We start from the raw sequence: 20,929 nt of genomic DNA, 5'->3' as shown, positions 1-20,929 counted from the left end.
AATATCAGGCAGAAATGAGGTCGGGTGTCACGGCGGCGGCGATCAGCGCCGCAAGTAAAGGGTCCGGTGGCAAGCTGGACACGATCGGCCGCGTTGCCAGAATCACCTGCAACAACGCGCCGTGCATGCTGGTGCATTTGCCGAGCGCGACCTTGCCGCGCGGATGCTTGCGGAGGAACTCGACCAGCGCCAGCGCCTCCTCGACCGCGCAGCGCCCCTCGAAATGCGCATGGGTGCGCGCAAAGCGGATCGCCATCAGAACAGCTCCTTCAGATCGAGGACGAGCAGGACGCGCCCGTCGCCCAGCAGCGTGGTGCCGCAATAGCCGCCGACATCGGCGAGCAGCCCGGTCATCGGTTTCAGGATGACGTCCATCCCCTCGCGGAAATCGTCGATGACCAGGCCGATGGTGCGGCCCTCGACGCGGCACACCAGCACCGCCTCGCCGCGGCCGGGGTCGACCGCCGCGGGCTGGCCGCCGAGCAGCGCGGTCATGCGGATCAGCGGCACGACCTCGTCGCGCAGCACGAACACCTCGCGATGCTTGATCCGCTGGATCACGGTCGGGTCGAGCCGCGTCGTCTGAACGACATGATCGATCGGGATGCCGTACAGGCTGCCGCCGATGTCGACGACCATGATGCGGGTGACCGCCATGCTGAGCGGCATCGACAGCCGCGTGACGGTGCCGTGCCCGAGCTGCGAGCTGACCGAGACGCGGCCGCCCAGCTTCTGCACGGTGCTGAGCACCACATCCATTCCGACGCCGCGGCCCGACAGGTCGGACACCTCCGCCGCGGTCGAGAAGCCGGGGCGATAGATGAGGTTGATCGCCTCCTGATCCGACAGCGCGTCGGCCTGTTCGCGGGTGACCACGCCCTTGTCGACCGCGACGCTGCGGATGCGCGCCGGATCGATGCCGCGGCCGTCGTCGGCGATCTCGATCACGACGCAGTCATTGTCCTGCCACGCGCGCAGCCGCAGCGTGGCGACCGGCGGCTTGCCCGCCGCGACGCGCGTCGCTGGTTCCTCGATGCCATGATCGAGCGAGTTGCGGACGATGTGGAGCAAGGGATCGCCCAGCGCCTCGACGATCGTCTTGTCGGCGGCGGTGTCGGTGCCCTCCATGACCAGCTCGACCTGCTTGTCGAGGCGGCGCGCGATGTCGCGGACCAGCCGCGGGAAGCGTTCGAACACCTCGGCGACCGGCAGCATGCGGATCTGCATGATCGCGCCCTGCATCTCCTGCGTCAGCCGGTCGAGCGTCGCGAACTGCTCCTTGATCTCGCGACCCATTTCGCGCGAGCCGTGCACTTCCTCGGCACGGCGGGCGAGGAAGGGGAGTGCGTTCTTCTGGACGACCAGCTCGCCGATCAGGTTCATCAGCAGATCGATCTTGCCCTGATCGACCTTGAGCGTCTTGCTGGCTGGGCGCGGCTCGCCGGTGGCGGCGGGCGGGGGCGGTGCCGACGATTGCGGGGCAGGGTCGGCGGCGAGCAGCGGGACGACCGGCGCGGCGGGCGCCGTAGCGACGGGAGCGTCGTCGAGCCGCGCGAGGAAGGCGGCGACGGGGGCGCAATCCTCTTGTGCGATCGCCTCGGCCAGCGCGATCTCCCAATGATCGCGCAGGTCGTCCTGGCGCAGACTGCGCAGCAGGTTGCCGATCAGCGCGCCGGTCGAGCGCAGGCGCACCGCGTCATAGCCGCTGGCGATCACGCGAAGCTGGGTGCGGACGATGTGGCGACCGGCCTCGCCGAGCAGCGTCGCGGGTTCGGCGGGCGGCGTGTGCGGGGGTGGGGGCGGGGCCTCTGGCGCGGCGGCATCGGCGAGCGTGCGCAGTTCGACCGCGTCCAGCTCATAGGTCATCGCCTGTTCCACCGCCTCGCGCGAGGCGGTGGTGAGCGCGGTGAAGACCATGTTGCAGCGATAGGGATCGAAATCGTCGGTGGTCGCGCTCCACGGCGCGCGCGGGGCGACGGCGACCGCGAGCAGATCGGGCACGTCGCGGATCGCGGCGAGCGGATCGGTGCCGGTGTAGAAGCAGCCTTCGTCGGGGGTGTAGCGCACCGCCAGCACCGCCTCGCCACCGCGGGCGCGCGCCAGCAGCGCCTCACGTTCGGCCACGGGGAAGCCCGCCAGCCATTCGGCGGGTGCGGGGGCCAGCACGGCGTCGATCACCGCAACGACGGCTTCGGTGTCGCCAGCAAGCCGCGCGCGCAGCGCACCGGCGTGATGCGTGGCGATCCGGTCGGCATCGCCCGACAGCGTGCCGTCACGATCGAGCTGGTCGATGAACGCCCCGACCTGATCGAGACTGTCGAGCAACAGGTCGACGACGCCGGAATCGAGCGTCATCGCGCCGGTGCGCACCTGCTGGAGCACGTCCTCCCCGGCATGGACCAGCCGGGTGAGCGCGGGCGTGTCGAACAGCCCCGACGAGCCCTTCAGCGTGTGGACCGCGCGGAACACCTCGTTGATCGCGGTGGCGTCGGTGGGATCGCGCTCCAGCGTCAGCAGTCCGCTGGCGGACGTCTGCAACAGCTCGCGCGCCTCCTGCACGAACCGTTCGAGCAGGACGGCGTTCATCGCGCCATTTCCACGCCGGTCAGCATCTGCGCCGTTTCGGTCAGCAATGCGGGGTCGGCCGGCTTGACCATGTACAGGTTGGCGCCCGCCGAATAGGCGCGATCCGCGTCGCGCTCGCCGGCCTCGGTGCTGATCGTGATGATCGGGATGTCGTGCAGCGCGGGGTCGACCCGCACCTGCGCGATCATCTCATACCCGTCCATCTTGGGCATGTTGACGTCGACGATCAGCAGATCGAACGCGCCCATCAGCGCGCGCTCCAGCCCCTCGACGCCGTTCACCGCCTCCTCGACGCCGAAGCCGGCGGTCTCCAGCACGTCGCGATAGTAAAGCCGCGTGGTCATGCCGTCGTCGACCACCAGGACGCGCTTGCCGTTCACATGGGGCTTAGTCATTGTCCACGGGCCTTTGATAGAGAATGGTGGCGCCGAACTTGCGGGGCCGGAACATCGAGGAGATGCGGCTCATGCTCTCGGAATGGCCGAGGCAGATGTAGCCGCCGGGACGCAGGCTTTCGTACAGCGCCTCGACCGCCTGACGGCGTGAAGTGTCGTCGAAATAGATCAGCATGTTGCGGCAGAAGATCACGTCGAGATGGCGGAAGCGGCGCATCGGCAGCGGATCGGTGATGTTGACCACCGAGAAGTCGATCGAGCCGCGCAGCTCGGCACAGATGCGGAAATCCTCGCCGACCGGGGTGAAATAGCGGCGCTTCAGTGCCGGGGTCAGCCGGTGCAGCGAGCGCGCCGTGTAGAGCCCCTGCTTCGCCTCCGCGATCACCCGGCTGTCGATGTCCGAGGCGAGGATCTCGACCGAATATTCGTCCGCCTGCGCCCAGTTCTCGAGGATCTGCATCGCGATCGAATAGGGTTCCTCGCCCGTCGAGCACGGCATCGACCACAAGCGGATCGGATCGGAGGGCGAGCGCGTGCGTGCGATCTCCGGCAGCAGATGCTGCACCAGCGCGTCGAACTGATAATCCTCGCGATAGAAATAGGTCTCATTGACCGTCATCGCATTGACGAGGCTCTGCATCTCCTCGCCCGACGCCTGGAAGCGGACCATCGTGAAATAGTCGCGGAAGGTCGCGCTCCTGTTCGCGGACATGCGTTCCTGAAGCCGGCGCTCGACAAAATACGTCTTGTTCGCGCCGAACATGATCCCTGTCTTGCGATAGAAGAACTCGCAGAACCGGTCATAGTCCTCGCGCGGGATTGGCGGGGCGGGCGCGGGGTCGCCCGGGGCGGTGGCGACGCTCAGCATCCGCGGATCCTGCGAACCGCGACGCGCACGGCGAAGGCGATGAAGCTGTTGCCCGGGAACCGCGCCGGCACGGCCTCCAGCGCCGCGGCGGTGGCCGGGTCACCGATCTCGGCGAGCCCGTCGATCGCGGCGGCGCAGACGTTGACGTGGTCGTCGGCGAGCGCCTTCAACAGCCATTCGGCGGCGCGCGGGTGCGGCAGCACGCCCAGCATGTTGCCGGCGAAGATGCGTACGTCGCTGTCCGCGTCGGCGAGCAGCGCGTCGATATGCGGCGCGACCTCGTCGGGCATTTCGGCCAGCGCCTCGATCGCGGCATTGCGCAGCGCGGCGTCCTCGGTGCGCAGCAACGGCAGCAGCGCGGCGGCGATCGCGGGCGAGCGATGGCGGATCAGCGCGGCGAGGATCGCCTCGCGCACGCTGGCCGAGGTTTCCTCCGCCAGCCGGCGGCATAACGCGGCCTGACCGTCGGCGCTATCCTCCAGCCGGTGGACGGCGGCGCGGCGCGCGCTGGCGGTCGGCGCGGCAAGCGCGGCCTCCATTTCGGCCGGATCGGTGGCGTCGTGCACGACCAGATCGTCGTCGGCCGGGTGCGAGCGGGCCTTGATGAGCGGCATGGAAGTCCCTTTCAATTCAGCTTGCGCGCCGGAGCGATGCCGGGTTGAGCCATAGGGTGATCTGCGCGGCGATCGCGCCCGTCGGCAGCACCGCCGTCGCGCCGCCGCGGCGGATGAGTTCGTTGGGCATGCCGAAGACGGCGCAGGTGTCTTCGTTCTGCGCGATCGTGCGCGCACCTTGCCGCTTCAGCGTCGCCATCGCCTCCGCGCCGTCGTCGCCCATGCCGGTCAGCTGGACGCAGAGCAGGCGATCGACGGGCACATGCTCGGCGGCGCTCTCCACCAGCCGCGTGACGCTGGGGTGCCAGGCGTGCGCCTCGCTGGAGGGCACCGAGGTGACGAACAGCCCGCCGTTGCGGCGCACGACCAGCATGTCGGCATCCCCGCGCGCGATATGGATGGTGCCGGGCGTCAGGTCGGTCTGCGTCGTCACTTCCGACACGGACAGCGCGCACAATTTGTCGAGCCGGCGCGCGAAGACGCCGGTGAAGCTGCGCGGCATGTGCTGCGCCACGAGCACCGGCCACGGCAAGCCCGCGGGCAGGGCGGGCAGGATCTGTTCCAGCACATGCGGTCCGCCGGTCGACACGCCGATCAGCACGAGGCCGGGCGGGTCTTCGCCGATCCGCGCGGCGCGCGGTGCCGGACGCGCGGGGGCTGGTGTTACCGCACGCGGGCGGGGGGCGATCGGTGCCGGCGCGGGGGCGGCGAGCGCCCGGCCGCCGCGCCGGCCCGACTTGGCGGCCATGCGGATCTTGGCGATCAGCTCGGCCGCGACCTGTTCGATCGACAGCGAGATCGTGCCGCCCGGTTTCTGCACATAGTCCAGCGCGCCGAGGCTGAGCGCCTGCAACGTCGCCTCCGCGCCCGCCTCGGTGATCGACGAGACCATGATGACCGGGCGCGGGCTGCCGACCATGATCCGCGCCAGACAGGTGATCCCGTCCATTTGCGGCATGTTGACGTCGAGGGTGACGACGTGCGGGTCGAAACTGTCGACCAGCGTCAGCGCCTCCTCGCCGTTGCGCGCGGACTGGACCTCCAGCCCCCGCTCATCTTGCAGCAACTGGACGAGATGCCGGCGCATCAGCGCGGAATCGTCGACCACCAATACGCGGACCACGGACATTCTCGTCGTTCCTTCAGGCCGCCAGCCGCTCTTCGAAATGCGACAGCGCCTCGTCTTCCTCGGGCTCGACCAGGCAGGCCATGTCGAGCAGCAGGATCATGCGGCGCTGGTCGTGGAGGTTCGCCACCCCCTGCACCACGCGGCCGCGCTCGCCCGACAATTCGGGGGCGGGGGAGATGGCGGCGGTGGCGATGCGGCGCACCTCCGACACGCTGTCGACGATGAAGCCGGTGTCGCGGCCGTCGATCGTGAACACCATGATCCGCTGTCGATCCGAGCGTTCGACCTCGTCCAGCCCGAAGCGGCGGCGCTGGTCGATGACCGGCAGCACGGTGCCGCGCAGGTTGATGACGCCCTCGACGAACGCGGGCGAGCGCGGCACGCGGGTGAGCTGGTCGGGCACGCGCACGATCTCGCGCACCGCTTCGACCGGCACGCCATATTCCTCGTCCATCAGCCGGAACACGACGAATTGCGCGTCGTCGGCGATCTCGCCTGCCATGACCCTGTCCTCCTGTGTGGTATGCGCCGCGGCATCGTCGTCGCCGCGGACGGCGCGCAGCACGTCGAGATCGAACATCCCCTCCGCCGCCAGCACCGAGACGAGCCGGCGACCGTCCTCCAGCCGGCAGATCGCGCGGATGTCGCCGTGGCCACCCGACTGGCCGAGCGTCGACGGGACCGGCTCGACCAGCGCGCGGTTCACGCGCAGCACCGCCTTCACCATGTCCATGACCACGCCGACCGAGACGCGGTTGCGCTCGCCATCGGCGACCGAGACCACCACGACCTTGTTGGCGTCCGACAGCGCCTGGTCGTGCATCCCGAACAGCGCGCGCAGCGAGACGAGCGGCAGGATGCGGCTGCGCAGCGTCGTGACGCCCAGCACATGCCCCGGCGCGTTCGGCACCGGCGTGATCGCCTCGGGCAGCTGGACGATTTCCTGCACGTCGCCGATCGGGAAGGCATATTCCTGCCCGTCGACCATGAAGCTGACGAGCTGTTCCTCGTCCGCGACCTCCGACGGGGCGACCACGTCCGCGCCGGTTGCCAGCGGCACCGCGTCGGGCCGGGCGCCCGCGGCGGTGGCGGCGGCCACCTCGAAATTGCGGCCGATCGTGCGCGCGACGTCGATGATCATCACGATCGTCTTGCCGTCGGCGTCCTTGATCATGCCGGTCAGCAGATCGGTGTCGATCGTCGCCTTCACGCGGTCGACCGGTTCGACGCGGTCGGCGTCGACGGTGACGACATTGGCCATCCGGTCGACCATCAGCCCGACCGGCTGGCCCTGATCGAGCACCACGACGCGGCTGGCGTCGTCGACCTCGACCTCGGGCAGATTGAACAGCCGGCGCAGATCGAGCACCGGCAGCACCGTGCCGCGCAGGTTCGCCAGCCCGAGCAGCGCCGGGGGGCTGAGCGGCATCCGCACGACGTCGGGCACGCGGATGATTTCCTTCACTTCCGCGAGCGGCACCGCGAACATCTCGCCGGCGCTGTGGAAGATCACGAACTGGCGACCGGTGTCGTTTTCGTGAGCGTCCGGGGTCCGGGCGGCGGCCGGTGGATCGGCCGCCGCGACGGAGAGATTGGTCTTGGCCATGAGCGCACTCCTCGGCGCAGGAGGAAAAGGATCAGGCGGCCTGCAATTCGTCGGCCAGCGAGGCGATTTCCTCGATCGCCGCCGCCAGTTGCTCGGCCCCCTGCGCCTGCTCGCGCGCCGCGCCGCTCGCCTCGTTCGACGAATGCGTGGCCTGCTGCGCCGCCGCCGAGATCTGTTCGATCGCGACCTGCGTTTCCTGGAGCAGCCGGGCGATGTCCTCAGCCGCCGTGGCGATCGCGCCGTTGCCGCCGACCACGTCGCCCACATCCCGGGCGATCTGTTCCAGCCCGGCGACGATCGCGCGGTTCTTCTCGACCTCGCCCGAGGCGGAGTCGGCGATCTCCTGCAGGTCGCCGCGCACGCGCGCGATCGTGTCCTGGATCTCCTTCACCGTATCCTTGATGCGGTCGGCATTCTCCGCCGAGTCCCGCGCGAGGTTGCGGATGTCGGTGGAAACGACCGCGAAGCCCTTGCCGAACTCACCGGCACGTGCCGCCTCGACCGAGCCGCTGACCGCGAGCATGTTGGTCTGGATCGACACGGTGGTGATCGCGTCGACGATCTTGTCGATGCGACGGCTGACCTGTTCCAGCGCGGCGATCTGGTCGCGGCTGGCGCGGCCGGCGTCGACCGACTGCGCGACGCCGCTCATCAGCGCCTCGACCTGCGTCTTGTTCTCGACGAGCAGCGCAGCGATCGCGTTGCCCTTTTCCACGGCATTGTTGGCGAGCCGGGCGGCGGTCTGCGCATTGCCCTCGATCTGGTTGATCGCGGCGGCCGACTGCTGCGTGGCGGTCGACGCCTGCTGCGCGCCGCGATTGATCTGCTCCAGCGCGGTCGAGATCTGCGTCGAGGCGCGATTGATCTCCTCGACGGCGCTCGACAGTTCCTCGGCGGCCGAGGCGACTTCCTCGGCGCTCTTGCCGATGTTGGTGCTGTTCTTCAGCTCCTCGGCGATTTCCGACAATTCCTGCGCGGCCTGTTCGCACTGCTGGAGCGCGGCGGCCTGCTGCTCGATCGTCGTGTTCGATTCCTGGCAGGCGGCGCCCTGCTCCTCGGCGGCGGTGGCGATCACCTCGGCACCCTTCAGCGCCTCGTTGGCGGCGACGGCGGCGGTTTCCGCGCCCAGCGCGATTTCCTCACACCCACGCATGATGTCGGTCATGTCCGTGCGGATCTGATCGAGCTGCGCGGTGACGACCATGCCCTTTGCGACTTCGTTGCGCGCACTGGTGGCCGAATGATCGATCCCCTGCGCGACTTCCTTCACGTCCTGCTGGACCTGAACGATCAGTTCCTGAATGTCGCGGGCCGACTTCTCGCTGGTTTCGGCCAGCGTGCGGACCTCGTCGGCGACGACCGCGAAGCCCTTGCCATGCTGCCCGGCGCGCGCCGCCTCGATCGCGGCATTGAGCGCGAGCAGGTTGGTCTGGTCGGCGATCCGTGCGACCGCCTTGACGACTTCGCCGATCCCGGCGGCCTGACGATCGAGTTCCTCAACCATCTTGACCGAGCTTTCCTGCCGCTCGGACGCGCGCGAAATGGCGTTGATCGAGTTGGTGACGTCCACGCTGGTCTGCCCGATGAGGTCCGACAGCGTCTGCGTCAGCTTCAGCGAAGTGTCGGCACGCTCCCTGGCGTCCCGCAACAATCCGTCGGTCTGGCTGATCGACTTCATCGTCTGCTGCGCGGCGCTGGACGCCTGTTCGGCACCGACGCTGATCTGCTCGGAAGACTTGCGCAGTTCCTCGGCCGCCGACGACGCTTCGGTAATTCCCCCGGACAATTGCGTCGTTGCAGCGGCGATACGTTCGGCTGCCTTCTGCTGGCGTGCGAAGGTGCGTGCCTTTCGCTTCTCAGCTTCCGCCGTGACGCGCACCGCACGCGTCGCCGTTATGATCTCAGCGCTTTGTTCGTTCGTAACGCGACCGACAGAAGTTCGTTTCGCCAGTGCCATGATCAATTTCCCATCCCGCGATCTCAATTCACATCACGGCATGTCGGTGTTTTTTCTTGCGGAATTCTTAAGCTTAACCTCTTCAAACCTTTGCTTGATTGTTTCTGTAAATTCATTCTCCGGGAAAAAGTATGTCTTTGTAATGTGTTACGGATGAGGTTTGCAGAAGCTGCTGCCAGACCTCTTCATAAGGGCAAGAGTGCCTGAACTCGCAATTTCGACGATGATTTCAGGAGGTTGCATCGACAACATAAATAAATTCCGCTTCTTGGTAGTTGATGCCGATCAATAATCATTCGAATAGATGATCTATTCAATTACTTAGGTGCGATGCAGCAAAGCGCTGGTGTCAGTGCGGAGAGCGGACGAAGGGAGACGGGGTTCATCGTCCGCGTCCTTCGACCGGGCGGGACGGAATCAGCGGAACAGATTCGCTTTGGCGAGTTCGATCACCTCGTCCCCGCGGCCGCTGAGCACCGCGCGGGCGGCGTAGAGGCTGAACCCCTTGGCCTGTTCGGCCTGAATCCTGGGCGGCATGATGAGTTCGAGCCCTTCCGTCACCACGTCGATCAGCGCCGGGCCGTCATGCGCGAACGCCGCGCTCAGCGCCGCCTCAAGCGCATCGGAGCGGGTGACGCGCTCTCCGAAATAGCCCATTTCGCGCGCGATCGCGGCGAAGTCGGGGTTCTTGAGCGACACGTTGGCGTCGACATAGCCCGCCGCCTTCTGCTCCATCTCGACGAAGCCGAGCGTCGAATTGTTGAAGACGACGATCTTGATCGGCAAATCCATCTGCACCGCGGTCAGCATGTCGCCCATCAGCATCGCCAGCCCGCCATCGCCCGACAGCGACACCACCTGTCGTTCGGGAAAGGCACCCTGCACGCCGAGCGCCTGCGGCAGCGCATTGGCCATCGAGCCGTGGTTGAACGACCCGATCAGCCGCCGCTGTCCGTTCATCGTCAGATAGCGTGCCGCCCAGACCGCGGGCGTACCGACATCGGCGGTGAAGACCGCATCCTGCGCCGCCAGCCGATCGACCAGCGCGGCGACATATTGCGGATGCAGAGGCTTCTCGCCGTCGCGCGGGGTCGCGAGATCGTCGAGCCCCTTGCGTGCGTCGCGATAATGCGCGCGGGCCTTGTCGAGAAAACGGTCGTCGCGGTCGGGACGCACGAGGGCGGTCAGCCGGGTGGCGAACTCCTTCACGTCGGCAACGATGCCCAGATCGAGCGGCACGCGCCGGCCGAGCGCGCCGGGATCGCGGTCGACCTGAACGACCCGGGCCTTTTCGGGATAGAAGTTGCGATACGGAAAGTCGGTGCCGAGCATCAGCAGCGTGTCGCATTCCATCATCGCGTGATAGCCCGACGAAAAGCCGATCAGCCCGGTCATGCCGACGTCATAGGGATTGTCGTATTCGATCCATTCCTTGCCACGATAGGAGTGGACGATCGGCGCCTTCAGCGCGGCGGCGAGCGCCACCACCTCGTCATGCGCGCCCGCGGTGCCCGAGCCGCACAGCAGCGTCACCGCTTTCGACCCGTCGACCAGATCGGCGACCTGTCGCAGCGCGGCCTCGTCGGGCACCAGCCGCGGGGTCGCGAGCGCGGGGAAGGGGACGGCGCGGGTGTCCGGCGCCTTCTGGAGCGCGACGTCGCCGGGAATGACGAGCACCGCGACGCCGCGCTGGCCGATCGCGGTGCGGATCGCGCGGTGCAGCAGCTCAGGCATCTGTCGCGCGTCCTGCACCATCTCGCAGAAGTGACTGCATTCGCGGAACAGCTCGGTCGGATGCGTTTCCTGGAAATAGTTGAGCCCGATCTCGCTCGACGGGATGTGCGCGGCGATCGCAAGTACCGGGACGTGGTTGCGGTGGCAATCGTACAGCCCGTTGATGAGGTGCAGGTTGCCCGGCCCGCAGCTGCCGGCGCAGACCGCCAGCGCGCCGGTGGCGGCGGCCTCCGCCCCTGCCGCGAAGGCACCGGCTTCCTCGTTGCGGACGTGCATCCACGCGATCTCGCCCGAGCGGCGCATGCTGTCGTTGAAGGCGTTGAGGCTGTCGCCGGTCACGCCCCAGATCCGCTTCACCCCCGCTTCGACCAGCGTATCGTTCAGGAGGTCGGCGATCGTCTTGCTCATGGCATGTGGTCCGTGTTGTGGGGCGGGCGTTCGACCCGGATGCGAGCACAGAACGCCCGCACGTCCGGTTCGCTTCCCGTCAAAACGGACAAGCTGGCATGCAGGCGTTGCATGCGCGGGATGGCTGCTTGATCAACCCCTGCGCTCGGTCACAAGCCGCGCGTCAGTCGCGGATGGAGTAGCCATGACCAAAGCCCCTTGTGTCGCATGGCTGGCCGCCGTGTCGCTGATCGTCGCGGCGCCGGTGGCGGCGCAGAACGCGGCACCGCCGACGGCCGCGTTCGACGCGGCGAAGGGCTGGGCGTCGTTCGCGAAGCTGCTGCACGAGAATTACGGTTATTTCGCGCGTGCCGGCGTCGATGGCGACGCCATCCTTGCGACGTTCGCGGACCGGGCGAAGGCGGCGCGATCGGACAAGGACTTCATCGACGTCCTGCAATTGGTGGCGCACAATTTCGCCGATCCGCACTTTATCGTCGGGCCGCTGGATGCCGGCGACTGGTCGGTGTTTCCGACCGCGTCCGACATGACCGGGCGGTATGACGGCAAGGCGTTCCTGATCGCAGAGGTCCGCGCCGGCGGCGACGCGGCGGCCAAGGGGGTGCGGCCCGGCATGGCGATCGCGCGGATCGACGGGTTGTCGCCGCAGGCGGCGATCGCGGCGATCACCGGACGCGCCTTCGCGGATCTGAGCCCGGTGCAGATCGGGTTCGCACTCGACATGGCGCTGGCCGGGCATCGCCGGCAGGCGCGGGTGATCGAGGTGCGCGATGGCAGTCGTCGCCGTATCTACACGCTGGCCGCGGCGAACGCGCAGGCGGCGCGGATCGAGGACGGGCCGCTGCTGGAGACCGAGCGGCGCGGCACGCTCGGGATCATCCGCATCAACAATTCGCTCGGCAACCAGCAGTTGATCGGCGCCTTCTCAACGGCGCTCGCGTCACTGGCGGACAGCGAGGCAGTATTGATCGACCTGCGCAACACGCCCAGCGGCGGCAACACCAGCGTGGCGCGCGGGATCATGGGGCATTTCGTCGATCACGACCGCCCCTATCAGATGCACGTCATCCCGTATGAAACGCGCGTGCTGGGGCCGACGCGCAAGTTCGTCGAATATGTCGCGCCGTTCGGGCAGCGCTATACGGGCAAGGTGTATGTCGCTGGCGGTCACTGGACCGGCAGCATGGGCGAGGGGATGATGATCGGGTTCGACGCGATCGGCGCGACGACGGTGGGCACCGATCTCGCCCACCTGCTCGGTGCGTTGAGCAACGAGACGATCGAGGGCTCGGCCGCGCAGGTGGACATCGGGACCGAGCAGCTTTTCACCGTCACCGGGCTGCCGCGCGAGGCGTATCGCCCGCAGCTCTACCTGACGCAGGCGGAGCGCACGCTGGAGGGCGATCCGGTCCTCACCGCGATCGGGCGGTAGCGCCCGCTACGTCAGGAGTTCCGACAGGGTTTCGGCGAGTTCGCTGCTACGGAACGGTTTGGTGATGCGCGGCACCGACGGATCGATCCCCTCCGCCTCGGCATAGCCGGACACGATCAATGCCGGCAACGAGGGGCGAAGTTCGCCCAGCGCGACCACCAGTTGCGCACCGGTCATCCCCGGCATCAGATGATCGGTGACGAGCAGGTCGGGGGACAGTCCGTCGCGGACGAGCTGAAGCGCCGCTTCGCCCGACGCCGCCTCCACCACCTCGTAGCCGAGGTCGGACAGCATGTGCGCCGTGCTCATGCGCACCAGATCCTCGTCGTCGACGAGCAGCGCGACGCCGAGCGCGTCGCGATGCTCGACCGGTGGCGCGGGCCGGTGCTCGGCTTCGGGCAGGTCGTGGCCGACGCGCAGCCAGAGCGTGACCGTCGTGCCCTTGCCGATCGCGCTGTCGATCGTCAGCGCGCCGCCGAGCTGCGCCGCGAGACCGTGCACCATCGACAGACCCAGCCCGGTGCCCTTGCCGATCCCCTTGGTCGAGAAGAACGGCTCGACCGCGCGAGCGCGGGTGTCCTCGTCCATCCCGGTGCCGGTGTCGCGGACGCCGACGCACACATAATGTCCGCGCGTCAGCCCGGCCCGCGGTTCGCGGACGGATTCGCGGGTGACGGCGATCGTCAGCGTGCCGCCGTCCGGCATTGCGTCGCGCGCGTTCACCGCCAGGTTCAGCAACGCCATCTCGAGCTGGTTCGGATCGGCCTTCGCCGGGGGCAGATCGGGCGCTTCCTCGACCTTCAGCTCGATCGTCGGCCCCAGCGTCGACCCGATCAGGTCGAGCAAACCGCGGATGAGGTGCGGCACGTCGACCGCCATCGCCTGTAGCGGCTGGCGGCGCGCGAACGCCAGCAGGCGCTGGACCAGCGTTCGCGCGCGTTCGGCCGATTGCAGCGCGCCGTCGATCAGGCGCTGTTCCCGCTCCGAGCCGAGGCGCTTGCGGTGCAACAGGTCGAGCGACCCGACGATTGGGGTCAGCAGATTGTTGAAGTCATGCGCGACACCGCCGGTCAGGCTGCCCATCGCCTCCATCTTCTGGCTCTGCCGCAGCGCCTCCTGCGCCGCCTGAAGCTCGGCCTCGCGCGCCTTGGCGTGGCTCAGGTCGCGACCGACGGCGATGAAATTCTCGCCATCGGGCTCGGGCGCGACGGTCCATTCGATCCACTTCCAGCCGCCGTCGCGGGTGGCGATGCGGTTCTCGAAGCGGCTCGGCTGCCCGGTCTGCGCCATCGCCCCGATCGCAGCGAGGGTGGGCGCTTCGTCGTCGGCGTGCATAAAGGTCGCATAGCCGCGCGACAGCAGTTCCTCGCTGCTCCAGCCGAGCACCCACTGCCACGACGGGCTGACCGCCGACATCATCCCGCTATAGTCGGCGCGCGCGAGCATATCCTGCGACAGATTCCACAGCCGGTCGCGCTCGGCCGAGCGGGCGGCGACCTGTGACTCCAGCGTCTGGTTCATCTCCTGCAAGCGCAACTCGGCGTCGCGGCGGGCGGTGATGTCGTTGAACAGCACCGCGATCCGGTTGCTGCCCGGCCCGCCGATGCGGAAGGCATGGACGTCCCACCAGCGGGACAGCGCAGCGGAGCCTTCCTCGACACGCCCGGGAACGCCCGTCCGCGCGATCTCGCCATAGAAATCGAACCAATGCTGTTCGTGACCGGGCACGATCTCGCGTACCCGGCGGCCGTCGGGATGGAAGCCGGCCTGACGCTCGAACGCCGGGTTCGCCTCCACGAAGCGATAATCGATCGGCTGGCCGGCGTCGTCGAAGATCATGTCGATGATGCAGAAGCCGACTTCGATATTCTCGAACAGCGTGCGGTAACGCGCCTCGCTTTCCTGCAAGGCGATCAACCGCGCCCGTGCCTCATATTGCCGGCGGCGTGCGCGCACGGCGGAGCGCACGATGCTGATCAGCGTCGTGGGATGGAAGGGGCGTTCCAGAAAGGTGACATTGCCCAGCACCTCGAGGTGCCGGGCCGCCGCCGGATTGCGTTCCAGCCCGCCGCCGCTTCGCGTTAGCAGGATGAACGGCAGGTCGGACCATTCCTCCTGACTGGCCAGCCAGGCCGAGAGGGCGGACAGGTCGGCGGTCGCGATCGCTTCCTCGGTGAGGACGACCAGCGCAGCGCCGCGGTCAAGCTCGGCGACCAGATGCGCAAGCGAGGCGCAGATGGCGGTTGAGAGATGCGCCTCGGCCAGAATTTCGCTCGCCACCGCCGCGTCGCGACCGCGCGGGGCAAGGACGAGCGCCCGTTCCGAGACGGTCGTTCGCTTCACGCCCGTTCACCGTTCAGCAGGTCGCTGGTGGCGTGCAGGGTGGGCACGCCGCGCAGGACGCCCTGGAACTTCGTCAGCGGTTCGCCCAGCGTGATGCCGTCGCCGCCGATCCGGAATTCGCGGATCGTGTTCTCGTGCGGCCCGGTCCGCTTCTTCACGATCGAGATGGCGCGGCGCACCTGGCCCAGCGCCTCGAAATAGCGCAGCAGAATGACGGTATCGGCCAGATAGGTCACGTCGACCGGCGACTTCATGTCGCCGACCAGCCCGTGCTGCGCGACGCTGAGGAAGGTCGTCGCGCCCTGCCGGTTCAGATATTGCAGAAGCTCGTGCATGTGCAGGATCAACGCCTGCTCGCCCGGCATGGCCGCCTGATAGCCGTTCAGGCTGTCGATCACGACCGTCTTCGCGCCATATCCCTCGACGCAATGGCGCACATGGGAACAGAATTGGCCGGGCGACAATTCGGCGGCATCCACCTGTTTCAGCAACAATTTGCCGTCGTCGATCATCGCCTGAAGATCGACGCCGAGCCCCAGCGCGCGCTGGATCAACAGGCCGATCTCCTCGTCGAACACGAACATGGCGGCGCTTTCGCCGCGTGCGATCGCGGTCCGGATGAAGGTGAGCGCGATCGAGCTTTTACCCGTGCCAGCAGGGCCCAGCACCAGCACGCTCGACCCGCGTTCGATCCCGCCGCCCAGCAACTGGTTCAGCTCGGCCGACCCGGTCGTCACCACGTCGCGGGCAAAGCTGGTGTGATGTTCCGAGGAGATCAGCCGCGGATAGACATGGACCCCGCCGGTTTCGATCGTCGCATCGTGATAGCCGCCGCGAAAGCGCCGCCCGCGATATTTGATGATGCGAAGCCGCCGGCGCTCCGCGCCATATTCGGGCGCGAACTCCTCAAGCCGGATCACGCCGTGTGCCACCGAATGGACGGTCTTGTCATTGGTGTCGGTGGTGAGATCGTCGAGCATCAGCACCGTGGCGTTGCTCTTCGCGAAATAGTGTTTCAGCGCCAGGATCTGGCGCCGATACCGCAGCGAGCTTTGCGCGAGCAGCCGGATCTCGGACAGGCTGTCGATCACGACGCGTTCCGGCCTGATCCGCTCGAACGCCTCGAAGATGCGCTTCGTCGTCTCGCCAAGTTCCAGATCGGAGGAGTAGAGCAGACTTTGCTGCTGGTCGTCGTCGAGCAGATTTTCCGGCGGGATCAATTCGTACAGGTCGATCCCCGACAGGTCCCAGCCATGCGCCTTCGCCGTGGCGCGCAGCTCGTCCTCGGTTTCCGACAACGTGACGTAGAGGCAGCGTTCGCCAGCGGCCGCTCCGGTCACCAGAAATTTCACCGCGATGGTCGTCTTGCCGGTGCCGGGGCTGCCTTCGAGAAGGAACGTCCGTGCGCGTTCCAAGCCGCCGTTGAGGACATCGTCGAGACCGCTGGTGCCGGTGAAGGCATCGTCCGTCGCGAAAGAAGGCAATATTGTTCTCCCCCCAATGTGGCCGCCGGTGCGGCGCACGTCATCGCACCTGTAGACGGACGATGGGTGATTTTCCTTATCAGCGATCTAGGGGGGAGACAGGTTCCTGCAAGCGGGGATGGGGTGCGAGCAGTAGAAATCCAGGAGCGGCGTATTGCTCCAATTTCCGCTTGGCCTGCGCTGATGATTTCGTATACGATCTTCTGGATAGCGGGCGGCGACCGCCGACAAGAGTTAAGGGAGAGATGTCGCTCCTCATCGCTCGGGGATCGGTCGCCGAGCATTGCGAGAGGCGGACGGCATGGACGAATTGAAGAGCGGCGGGCGGGCAGCGGGCGATTTCGCTCCGGGTCGGCGCAAGGTGCTGGCCGGACTGGCGACCGGGCTCGGAATGCCGCTCGCGCCGCGGATCGCCGAGGCTGCGCCGGCGAGTGAGCCGGTCAATCTGGCCAAGGTCGCGAAGGCGAGCGGCGGGTTCGTGTCGGGGGATACGAGCTATGCCGCGCTGAACAATGGGGCCGAGCCGCAGAGTTCCGTCGATACCGCGCGCGGCGCCTACGGGACGTGGCCGCAGACCGGGGCGCAGTGGGTGGTCTATGAATGGGAGCAGCCGGTGTCGACCGACAGCGTCGACGTTTACTGGTGGCAGGACGGGCAGGGGATCGCGCTGCCGACCTCGGCGCAGCTGTCCTATTGGGACGGGAAGGCGTTCGTGCCGGTCCGCAACGCGCGCGGCGGCGGGGTGGCGGGGGATCGGTTCAACCGCACCACCTTCGATCGCGTCACCACGCAGAAGTTGAAGCTGGCGTTCGTCGGCGACGGGCAGAAGTCGGTCGGCGTGCTGCAATGGAAGGTCTATAATGCCGGGCCGGTTCCGGCCTTTGCGCCGGTGGTAGGCGCAGGCGTCGACCGGGCGGTGGTGGTCGGCGGACAGACCTATCTGGCCGGCAAGGCCGAGTGGCTGCAACGCCGTCCCGGCGATGCCGTCCGCTGGACGCAGGTGAGCGGGCCGGGCAAGGTGGTGTTCGCCGATGCCGGCGCGACGACCACGCGCGCGATGGTGACGCAGCCGGGCGATTATGTGCTGCGGTTGGCGGCGAGCGCGCAGGGCAAGACATCGGAGTCGACGCTGGCGTTGCACGCCGAAACGCCGCCGCCCGCCAAGCGGCTCGACGTCGTCTACACCACGCCCTACGCGATCCACAGTCCGCTGTGGAATGCGCGCGCCAAGGCGTTGATCGTCAACTGGATTCCGCATTGCATCGCCTATTGCGAGCGTACCGACCTGACCGATGGGCAGGGCGGGATCGACAATTTCATTGAAGCGGGCAAGGCGCTGCGCGGCGAGGCGCATGCGCCGCACAAGGGCTATGTCTTCTCCAACGCCTGGGTGCATCAGACGGTCGAATCGATGTGCATCGCGCTGATGGTCGATCCGCAGGGCGATGCCGAGATCGCGCAGGCCCAGGCGAAGATGCGGACGACGCTGGAGCGGTGGATTCCGATCATCCTCGCCGCGCAGGAGCGCGACGGGTATCTGCACACCGCCTACACGCTGGCCGATCGCCGCAACTGGCCCGAGCGCTGGTCGCCCGAGCATCGCGCCGATCATGAAGGTTACGTCGCCGGCTATTTCATCGAGTCCGCGATCAACCACCACACGCTGACCGGCGGGCGCGACCTGCGGCTGTACGATGCGGCCAAGAAGCTGGCGGATTGCTGGGTCGCGCATATCGGTCCGGGCAAGAAGCCGTGGTTCGACGGGCATCAGGAGATGGAACAGGCGCTGGTGCGCTTCGGGCGGTTCGTCAACGATGTCGAAGGTAACGGGCGTGGCGACGCGTACATCAAGCTGGCGCGCTTCCTGCTCGACTCGCGTGAGGGCGGGGCGGAGTACGACCAGAGCCATTTGCCGCCCGAGCAGCAATATGAGGCGGTCGGCCATGCGGTGCGCGCGGTCTATTTCTATTCCGGGATGGCCGACATTGCCGCCGAGACCGACGATCGCGATTACCAGAGCGCGGTGATGTCGCTCTGGGACAATATGGTGAACCGTAAGTATTACGTCACCGGCGGCGTGGGCAGCGGCGATACCTCCGAAGGGTTCGGGGGCAATTACGCGCTGCGCAACAATGCCTATTGCGAATCCTGTTCGAGCTGCGGGCTGATCTTCTTCCAGTACAAGCTGAACCTGGCGTATCACGACGCCAAATATGCCGATCTGTACGAGGAGACGATGTACAACGCGCTGCTCGGGGCGACCGATCTGGCGGGTACCAGCTTCTGCTACACCAATCCGTTGGTCGATACCGAACGCGCGCGCTGGCACACCTGCCCGTGCTGCGTCGGCAATATCCCGCGCACATTGCTGATGATGCCGACCTGGACCTATGTGAAGGGCAACGACGGGCTGTACGTCAATCTGTTCGTCGGCAGCCGCATCCAGGTCGGCGAGGTCGCGGGGACGCCGGTCGAGATGGTGCAGGAGACGGATTATCCGTGGAAGGGTGCGGTGGCGATCACCGTCAACCCGCAGGAGACGCGCCGCTTCGCGCTGCGCATCCGCGTGCCGCAGCGCAAGACCAGCGCGCTTTATCATGCCGAGCCGGCGGTGGGCGGGCTGCTGCGGCTCGCGGTCAACGGCAAGGCGGTGACGCCGCAGATCGAGAAGGGCTATGCGGTCATCACGCGAGAATGGCGCAAGGGCGACAAGGTCGAGCTGGAGCTGCCGCTGGCGGTACAGCGCGTCACCGCCGACGAGCGGATCGAGGCGACGCGCGGCAAGGTCGCGCTTCGATATGGGCCGCTGGTTTACAACGTCGAGAAGGCCGATCAGCGGCGGATCGATCAGCCGATCGGCAGCGGTGCGCTGGTGCCGGAATGGCGCGGCGACCTGCTGGGCGGGGTGGTGGCGATCCGCGGGCGTTGGGCGGATGGCTCGCCGCTGACCGCGATCCCGAATTATGCGCGGATGAACCGCACCGGCTGGGCGATCCCCGAATTTCCGGGCCGCTCGGACGTTCAATATGCGCCGGGCAGCGTGAGCGCGGGTGGTGCGCAGCAGACGGCTGCGCAGGTGCGGCGCCGGGAGCCGGCGCCGCATTCGCTGGTTTGGATTGCGCAGGGGCAGGCCTGAGATGCGCGCGATGAAGACGATCGGCCGTGCGCTGTTGCTCGCGGCGGCCGGCGTGGCGAGCGTCGCCGCGGCGCAGGCACCGGTCGACGACTATGCGGCGCGCGCGATCGGCGCGCCTCCCGCGGAATGGAAGCTCGATCCATTCTACAAACGCTATGTCGACGCGGTGGGTATACCGATCACGTCGTCGGCGGCGGTGCCCGATGCCGCGTTGCTGCGCGCGCGCGACATCGTGACCGAGATGCTGATCGAGCGGCCGGACGTGCGGCATGCGATGATCGCGCAGCATATCCGCGTCGCGATCCTCGGCGTGCAGGAGGGGACGGTCGACCTGCCCGAGCAGCGGGATTGGAAGAAGCCGACGCGTGACGATCCGCGGCTGACGATCTGCGAACGCAAACATTATGACGAGCGGATCGGGCGGCTGACCGATGCGCAATATTGGAACGGTCGCGCGCGCGGCACCGGCGGGCAGCTGATCAGCGCGGGAGCCGAGAATTTGCTCGGCATCCCCGGCGAGCGCTATTTCGGCGAGCATATCTTCGTCCACGAATTCTCGCACGGCATCCTGAGCGCGGTCGAGGTCGCCGATCCGGCGCTCTATGCGCGGGTCGAGCGCGCCTATGCAGCGGCGGCGGCGCGCGGCATGTGGAAGGGCGAATATGCGATGACCACGCTGCAGGAATATTGGGCGGAGGGCACGCAGACCTGGTTCAACTCGAACATGCAGGCGGTGGTCGACGGGCAGGTGATCCTGAACGATGCCGACCTGCTGCGCTATGATCCGGCGCTTTATAACGTGCTGTCGGAGGTTTATGGCAGCAACCACCATCTGTCGGGCGATGTCTTCTACATGCACCCGGCGCGGGTGCGGCCGGGCGCACCCGCGGGCGCGCCGCCGGTGGCGACCGCCGAGGTGTGTTGAGGCGGCTCTTTATGTGTCGGGAAGCCAGCGCAGCGGTTTGATCCCCGCTGGGGTCACGCGTCGACTTTGGTGAAGCACGTTCTGAACAGCCGACAAACGTTCAGCACTTGCTCACCGTCATCACCCCGGTTTTGATCGAGACTTCTGCGACACTCCATCCGTCATGCCGGACGTGTTCCGGCATCCACCGTTCCGCGAGCGCAGAAGCGGGCGCTCTTGCGGAGCAGTGGACCCCGGAACACGTCCGGGGTGACGACGTGTTGGGGGCCATCTTCTGGCGTTCGCAGAGGTTTCGACTTGAACCCGGGGCTC

14 protein-coding genes are annotated in these 20,929 nt (G+C 67.3%); 3 read left to right on the top strand and 11 right to left on the bottom strand.

Features of this window, described 5'->3' with window-relative positions; translation table 11 throughout:
- Positions 1-4 precede the first annotated feature (4 nt).
- The 9 genes from SPHPH_RS0109330 to poxB all read right to left on the bottom strand — a co-directional run bounded on the left by SPHPH_RS0109330 (position 5) and on the right by poxB (position 11,297).
- On the bottom strand, positions 5-256 hold the full coding sequence (locus SPHPH_RS0109330) for a hypothetical protein (RefSeq protein ID WP_028966456.1): 252 nt from the start codon (positions 254-256) through the stop codon (positions 5-7).
- Positions 256-2,586 (bottom strand): chemotaxis protein CheA, encoded by a 2,331-nt coding sequence (locus tag SPHPH_RS0109325; RefSeq protein ID WP_028966455.1) that lies wholly within the window; start codon positions 2,584-2,586, stop codon positions 256-258. Before SPHPH_RS0109325 ends, SPHPH_RS0109330 begins: the two co-directional genes overlap by 1 nt.
- Positions 2,583-2,981 carry a response regulator gene (locus SPHPH_RS0109320; RefSeq protein WP_037488371.1) on the bottom strand — a complete coding sequence of 133 codons (399 nt, stop codon included), beginning with the start codon at positions 2,979-2,981 and terminating at the stop codon, positions 2,583-2,585. The genes SPHPH_RS0109325 and SPHPH_RS0109320 overlap by 4 nt, the downstream gene beginning before the upstream one ends.
- The gene (locus SPHPH_RS0109315) at positions 2,974-3,849 is read right to left on the bottom strand and encodes a CheR family methyltransferase (protein WP_028966453.1); all 876 of its coding nucleotides are present in this window, start codon (positions 3,847-3,849) and stop codon (positions 2,974-2,976) included. The genes SPHPH_RS0109320 and SPHPH_RS0109315 overlap by 8 nt, the downstream gene beginning before the upstream one ends.
- Positions 3,843-4,463 carry a HEAT repeat domain-containing protein gene (locus SPHPH_RS0109310; RefSeq protein WP_028966452.1) on the bottom strand — a complete coding sequence of 207 codons (621 nt, stop codon included), beginning with the start codon at positions 4,461-4,463 and terminating at the stop codon, positions 3,843-3,845. Before SPHPH_RS0109310 ends, SPHPH_RS0109315 begins: the two co-directional genes overlap by 7 nt.
- Before the next feature lie 16 nt (positions 4,464-4,479).
- Positions 4,480-5,592: a chemotaxis-specific protein-glutamate methyltransferase CheB gene (cheB, locus tag SPHPH_RS0109305; protein ID WP_238303016.1), complete on the bottom strand. Its 1,113-nt coding sequence runs from the start codon at positions 5,590-5,592 to the stop codon at positions 4,480-4,482.
- A 13-nt stretch (positions 5,593-5,605) separates the two neighbouring features.
- Entirely contained in the window at positions 5,606-7,198 is a 1,593-nt protein-coding gene (locus SPHPH_RS19395; protein WP_037488369.1) for a chemotaxis protein CheW, read from the bottom strand.
- A 31-nt stretch (positions 7,199-7,229) separates the two neighbouring features.
- Positions 7,230-9,155 carry a methyl-accepting chemotaxis protein gene (locus SPHPH_RS0109295; RefSeq protein WP_028966450.1) on the bottom strand — a complete coding sequence of 642 codons (1,926 nt, stop codon included), beginning with the start codon at positions 9,153-9,155 and terminating at the stop codon, positions 7,230-7,232.
- A gap of 417 nt (positions 9,156-9,572) precedes the next feature.
- Entirely contained in the window at positions 9,573-11,297 is a 1,725-nt protein-coding gene (gene poxB, locus SPHPH_RS0109290) for a ubiquinone-dependent pyruvate dehydrogenase (protein WP_028966449.1), read from the bottom strand.
- Between the two features lie 184 nt (positions 11,298-11,481).
- On the opposite strand from poxB, the gene SPHPH_RS19390 reads away from it, so the two are divergent.
- Entirely contained in the window at positions 11,482-12,729 is a 1,248-nt protein-coding gene (locus SPHPH_RS19390) for a S41 family peptidase (RefSeq protein WP_037488367.1), read from the top strand.
- A gap of 6 nt (positions 12,730-12,735) precedes the next feature.
- Here the strand turns inward: SPHPH_RS19390 and SPHPH_RS19385 are convergent, their stop codons facing one another.
- Together SPHPH_RS19385 and SPHPH_RS19380 are read right to left on the bottom strand one after the other, a co-directional pair.
- Entirely contained in the window at positions 12,736-15,072 is a 2,337-nt protein-coding gene (locus SPHPH_RS19385; protein ID WP_051272941.1) for a PAS domain S-box protein, read from the bottom strand.
- The gene (locus tag SPHPH_RS19380; RefSeq protein ID WP_037488365.1) at positions 15,069-16,556 is read right to left on the bottom strand and encodes an ATPase domain-containing protein; all 1,488 of its coding nucleotides are present in this window, start codon (positions 16,554-16,556) and stop codon (positions 15,069-15,071) included. Before SPHPH_RS19380 ends, SPHPH_RS19385 begins: the two co-directional genes overlap by 4 nt.
- A 301-nt stretch (positions 16,557-16,857) precedes the next feature.
- Here SPHPH_RS19380 and SPHPH_RS19375 point away from each other — a divergent pair, with 301 nt between their 5' ends.
- Both SPHPH_RS19375 and SPHPH_RS0109265 read left to right on the top strand, forming a co-directional pair.
- A complete protein-coding gene (locus SPHPH_RS19375; RefSeq protein WP_081668588.1) occupies positions 16,858-19,692 on the top strand; it encodes a glycoside hydrolase family 127 protein in 2,835 nt (944 codons plus the stop codon).
- A 10-nt stretch (positions 19,693-19,702) separates the two neighbouring features.
- Positions 19,703-20,617 (top strand): glycoside hydrolase, encoded by a 915-nt coding sequence (locus tag SPHPH_RS0109265; protein ID WP_238303014.1) that lies wholly within the window; start codon positions 19,703-19,705, stop codon positions 20,615-20,617.
- The last annotated feature ends 312 nt before the right edge of the window (positions 20,618-20,929 follow it).

The organism is Sphingomonas phyllosphaerae FA2 (genome assembly GCF_000427645.1).
GTDB classification, from domain to species: domain Bacteria; phylum Pseudomonadota; class Alphaproteobacteria; order Sphingomonadales; family Sphingomonadaceae; genus Sphingomonas; species Sphingomonas phyllosphaerae.
Note: the sequence above shows the minus strand (reverse complement) of the source record. Positions and strands in the feature narration are given on the sequence as shown.